Below are 5,053 nucleotides of genomic sequence, written 5' to 3' on the forward strand. Positions count from 1 at the left end.
GCATCACTGGTGTCCGAGGCATGGTTCCCCGACTCGTCCCAGACGTCTACCTTGACCCGCGCCGCGGATGAGGGAAATACCTGGGCCGGGGATGAGGAGGCCGCCTCTTCCTGGGTTGGCATGTCCCAGAGAAAAGACTGATCCCATGCCAGAAGAGTGTCGCTTCCGGAGTAGTTCTGGTCATTCCCACAAGTGTCAGGGCATTCTCCGGGATCGGTACAGGAGTCGGCGATGCAGGTCCAGCTGGCTCCTTCATCGGATGAATAGCTGAGCTTGGTTCGCTTCATGGGAGGAAAGTTATCCGAGGCTTGCCAGACGATCAGATGGCTCTTTCGCTTTCCCGCATCCCCGGAATATGCCCAGGATTCTCCGCCATTGGGCATGAATACCGTAGACAACGGAAACACTCCATCGATGACGTGAACGTCGATCGAAGTGGTCGAAGAAAGCCCGGTGATGTCCGTGACCTTTAGATAAACCGTATAGGTATCGGGCTGGCCCAGGCCGTAATTTCCGAGATCACCGGGAGGGATGTCCCATTTCGGTGTAGTGATGTCGGCATTGTCTCCAATGCCGTCCCCGTTAAGATCCCATTCGAACCTGGCCTCATCCCACAGGTCATGAAATGGAACAGAAGGCCTGGCCGCACTCCCGTTTGGGGCCGTAACAGTACTATCCATCCTGTCCCCATCTCCGGAAGGTTCCCCAATACCTATATCATCAAGGATCCATCCGATTCCGGTATCCCCCACACCGTCGCGTTCCAGTGCAAAACGCACAAGGACATTTCTGCTTTCTATTTCCGTAATTCCGAGTATCCTTCCGACATCGATTGAAGCTGCATGCCAGGAGGATCCGTCATCGTTTAGTGACATGCCATGATGGGTTGACAGCCAGTGATGGACATCCTCCGCCACAACTGTCCATGTGCCGCCTCCATCGTCCGATATTTCTACACGGGCGGTATCCCCATTTTCCCCGGCTGTGGTCAGGATGAGGGACCATGATTGGATCCTGCCGATATTGCCTGTAACTGTATCAAGGACGTGCAGCGTCCAGTACCCTTCTACCGGCTCACCGGTAAAGCCTGCCAGTGGTTCTTCGGGAATGAAGCTCCCCGTGAAGGGCGCTACACCGGATGCAATGGGTACGGCTCCTGAGTCGTCGAAAAGGGTGGCAGTGTAATCGGCACCGATTCCTCCATTCCTGTCGGAAAGGACGATCATCGTTCCCTGCGGACTTTCCAGAACCAGGTTAAGATCTGAAACGAATGGATGGGTAATGTTGACGATTATATTTAAATCGTTGACTACTCCGGAATTCATTACCCGGATTGAAGAAGAGGCTATTTCCCCCCAAGGCGCGTCCTGAATGGAAAGTGGCGTATCGGTAGCGCTGAAAACTTGATCCTGATCCAGGCCGAGAACATAACGAAACGTGAGGAGGCTCCCGGCTCTCAGAATATGGGTGGAAGCGGAAAGAAGGAGGGATTTCAGGTCGGCACCGCCTGTTCCATCGTAAGTACAGGTAGAGGATTCCCCGGCATACCAGGCATGAAAGGGGGAAGCATAATCTCCTGCGCCGGTGCACATTTGAGACTGTACGCGATGCCACCCATCTTCGGAATCATCCGGAATCCATTGTTCGCCGATCTCCACATTATCCCGCCATGAGGGAAGGAGGGCGTGGTTCAAATGAAGATCCTCCAATCCTCCGATTACAACCGTGTTCCCGGGATTTTCCATCATGGGGGAAGAAATAGGGTTCGTATTTGGTGACAGAATTCCAAGGGAACGCTGGGGCCCTCCTCCCCAGACGATGAATGCGTTTCCGCTCCAAATGGCGCTGTGGTTGCTTCTTCCGGCAGGCTGTCCTTCCACGGGCATTATCTCCCAGGAACCAGGATCCGCAGGGTTTGCAGGGGTGTAGGTATACCTCCCGCCGTCCCTTGGATACTTCACATTATTTACTGTATCCCAGTTGGTTCCGCCAAAGACAATTACCTCTCTTCCGGTCCAGGTTGCCGTGGCCATGTTTCTCCGCTCAGGGGCCGGAGTGAGAGAGGGGATCAAGTACCATTCATCCGTGGATGGACGGTACCTCCCGCCGTTATCGTAGATCGTGATCTCCGAGCCTTCTGAATTCGTGATGTCTCCTCCCCAGATGAAGAAGTCAGATCCCGTCCAGGTCGCGGCTGGGATCTCCCGGGCTTCCGGGGCTCCAACGATGCTCATGGTAGTCCATGCATCGGAATCCGGATCGTACTTTGCCCCATCACCGAGGACTGTATAAGAATATATTCCCCCTCCCAATTCCAGGTCCAAACATCCTCCCCAGATAATCATCTCTTCACCCGTCCATGTATCAGCATGAAAGGTTCTGGGAGAGGGGCATGGGGGATCGGTGGAAATGGAATACCAGGTATCTGTGGAGAGATGATATCGCCCGCCGTCTCCGCGATCGGTCCATAAATATTCTTCCAGCACATCATCATAGCGATAGTAATATCCACCCCAGACCAGCATCTCGGACCCGGTCCAGAGGGTCGTGTGACGCGCCCTTCCCTGGGGTGGGGTTCCGCTTATGGACATTGGAGCCCACACGTCAGAAACGGGATTGTATTTCCCGCCATCCAGATCGTAGACGAGACCTGCTTCCCCTCCCCAGATCAACATAATCTCGCCGGTCCAAACAGCTCCATGCTGTCTCCTGGGTTGAGGAGCATTATCCTGTGATGTCGTAAACCATGCATCCAGGGAAGGCAAGTACCTGCCGCCACTAGAGTCGCTTAAGGTACCTCCCCAAATAATCATCTCTGTACCGGTCCACACGGTACTATGCGTGCTGCGGGCTGTAGGAACATGGGCATTGAAGGCGGTGGGACGCCACGCGTCAAGCACTGGATCATACCTGCCTCCCTGCTCCGGATAGGAGACTGTTTCGTAGTTTAATCCTCCCCAGACAATCATTTCGGTACCCGTCCAGATCGCCGAATGCCAGTAACGGCCCATAGGAGCCCCCGTTGAGATCAGGGGAGTCCATGACCAATCGCGTGTACCTGGCTTCAGGCGCCCTCCGGAAGAGAGAGACCCTACGGAAGAGCATGTTGGTGGATCGAGACATCCGTTTCCACCCCACACGATCATGGATTCTCCGGTCCATACAGCGGAAGCTCTAAAACGCCCGGCAGGCACATCGATTTCGGGCAGGTCGGTCCAAACTTCCGTGTCCGGGTCCAGCCGCGCTCCCAGGGTAGGAAAGTTCCCGAAGGCATACCCGCCCCAAATGACCATCTCATGGCCTGTGTATACGGCAACGTGATCATACCGGGCAGATGGAGCTCCAAGTGTTGGAGTAGGGGTCCAGTTGTCATCCTGAATGTTGTACATGCCACCGGTGTTCAGGTAACCGGCCCCTCTTCCTCCCCAGATAATCATGTAGAGCCCTGTCCAGACCGCAGTATGGCTGTAACGTTCCGCAGGGGCGTCCACTGTACTCATGGCTATCCAGTTATCGGTTGAGGGATAGTAGGCAAAACCGCTATTCACCGGATGGATTCCTATGTCATCAGTCCACCTTCCGCCCCAGACTAGCATCGCTTCACCTGTCCATACGGCCGTGTGAAATTCACGCTTAACCACCCATGCAGGCGGCGACAGGGGAGTCCACTGATCGGTGTCTGGATTGTACCGGCCACCTGTATTGAGCTCTCCGCCGGGCCCTCCTGTTCCCCCCCAGACAATCATCTCTTTCCCCGTCCAGATGGCGGTATGGCCCGATCGTTCCTCTGGAGCTCCATCAATAGAGGTTGATGTCCAGGAATCGAGTGTTGGATTGTATCGTCCACCGGTGTTGGTATACGATCCTCCCCAGATAATCATCTCCCGGCCCGTCCAGACCGCAGAATGCCTGTATCTGGGAGAAGGAACATAGGATTCTGTCACCCATCTGTCCGGTCGGTAAGAACCGGATAAGCCGGGTAAGGAGAGACGATATCCCCAGCCGATGGGGTTCGGTGCCTGCAGGAAGAGTCCAGGTCCAATATAGTCAGATTGTACCCACAATTCAAAGGGGGTCTTTGGAAAGACGAGAAGCTCACCATGAAGCTCTCCTGCCGCTCCTCTCACAGTTTGTTTCAGGATGAATGCATCCCGGGTTTCCTCCAAGACAATAACACCTTGAACCTCCGGGTAGATCATATAAGACGGCTCGAGCAGATCATGCCCTTTATTCGAGATGTTTCGAGTTGCCGGGTTCGATACATCCAGTTGTTCCCGGTGATAGGCTCCTGCGGGTGCGTTCCTGAAGGTTTCCGGTGTAAGAGTCTTCCTGATTTCCTCGACCTGGCTACGCAATTCCTCGTGTATCCTCAAATCGTAGGCGTAACGATCCCGTCCCAGCCGCTCGGCAAGGATGGGACGGATCAGACACTCGGCGATCAGATCGGGATTACAGCCAAGGGCCCCATAAAGTTCGAGAAGCATGTCTGGATCCTTCGTTTCCGCAGCGATACGATCCATCTCAGCCTGGATCTGTTCCGGTGTAATGTCGATATCCCATCCTTGACGAAGGGCCTCGGTGACTCCGAGAAAGAAATCCACCTTCTCCATCAGAATTCCGTCCGGGACGGTTTCCTCAAAGGAAGGTCTCTCCCTCCTGTTCTGGTCTGGCCAGATCCGGTGGTTGTAATAGACTCGTTCAATCGCACGCTGGGCCTCGACACGTTCCTCAAAAGTCAATTGCCGATTGGCAAAGAGGGAACAGCTTCCCAACAGCACCAATGCAAACATAGACCATAATCTTCGTCTCATGGCTGCCTCCTGTCAGAGTAAGCTCCCGCCTGCGCTGACATCTCTGATTGTCCCACCTCTATCGCGTATCCGGCGTGATCCCCGTCACGCCGGAATCATCCCTTACGGGTAGGTAAACCCTCCCGGGAGCGTGCCATGCTGGCCGTTGGGATTCGTGACGATGACGTCCACCGTTCCAGATCCCGCAGGCACCACGCACTTCAGCTTCGTCGTATTGATGAAAACTACGCCCGTCGCAAAGG

The 5,053-nt window shown here is 54.8% G+C and carries 1 protein-coding gene; it reads right to left on the reverse strand.

What is annotated here, in order from left to right:
• Window positions 1–4,811, reverse strand: a 4,811-nt coding sequence (locus PLD04_15175; GenBank protein HXK69667.1) for a proprotein convertase P-domain-containing protein, incomplete at its 3' end; no start/stop codon positions are given.
• Between the last annotated feature and the right edge of the window lie 242 nt (window positions 4,812–5,053).

The organism is Thermoanaerobaculia bacterium (assembly GCA_035593605.1).
Taxonomy (GTDB): domain Bacteria; phylum Acidobacteriota; class Thermoanaerobaculia; order UBA2201; family DAOSWS01; genus DAOSWS01.